Genomic DNA, 656 nt, shown 5'->3' with positions numbered 1-656 from the left:
AGGATGTGGTCGGTCTTGATCGTGCCGTACTTGGTCGACACGTTGGAACCTTCCACCAGCGGCAGCAGGTCGCGCTGCACGCCTTCGCGCGAGACATCGCCGCCGCCCACGTTATCGCCGCGCTTGGCCACCTTGTCGATCTCATCGATGAACACGATGCCGTGCTGCTCGCAGGCTTCGATCGCCGCAGTGCGGATGTCGTCCTCGTTGACCAGCTTGCCGGCCTCTTCTTCCACCAGCAGCGGGCGTGCGGCCTTGATGGTCAGCGTGCGCTTGTGCGCCTTGGCACCGCCACCGAGGTTGGCGAACATCGACTTCAGCTGCTGGCCCATTTCCTCCATGCCCGGCGGGGTCATGATGTCCATGCTCACGTTCGCGGCCAGGTCGAGCTCGATCTCGCGCTCGTCCAGCTCGCCGTTGCGCAGCATCTTGCGGAACTTGATGCGGGTCTCGTTGTCCTGCGCCGACGGCTCGCTGCGCGCCACTTCCGGATCGAAACCGATGCCACCACTACGACGCGGCAACAGCGCATCGAGGATGCGGTCTTCGGCGCGTTCTTCGGCCTGGGTACGCACGCGCACCTTGGCCTGCTCGCGGTACAGCTTGACCGCGGTATCGGCCAGATCACGGATGATCTGCTCGACGTCCTTGCCGAC

General features: G+C 64.6%; 1 protein-coding gene. It reads right to left on the bottom strand.

All coding sequences use genetic code 11. The annotated features are described in order from the left end of the window. Positions 1-656 (bottom strand): AAA family ATPase (locus tag C9414_RS20780; protein ID WP_142398070.1); only part of this gene is annotated, 656 nt, incomplete at both ends.

Source organism: Bacillus sp. Nf3, assembly GCF_003028545.1.
GTDB classification, from domain to species: domain Bacteria; phylum Bacillota; class Bacilli; order Bacillales; family Bacillaceae; genus Bacillus; species Bacillus safensis.
Note: the sequence above shows the minus strand (reverse complement) of the source record. Positions and strands in the feature narration are given on the sequence as shown.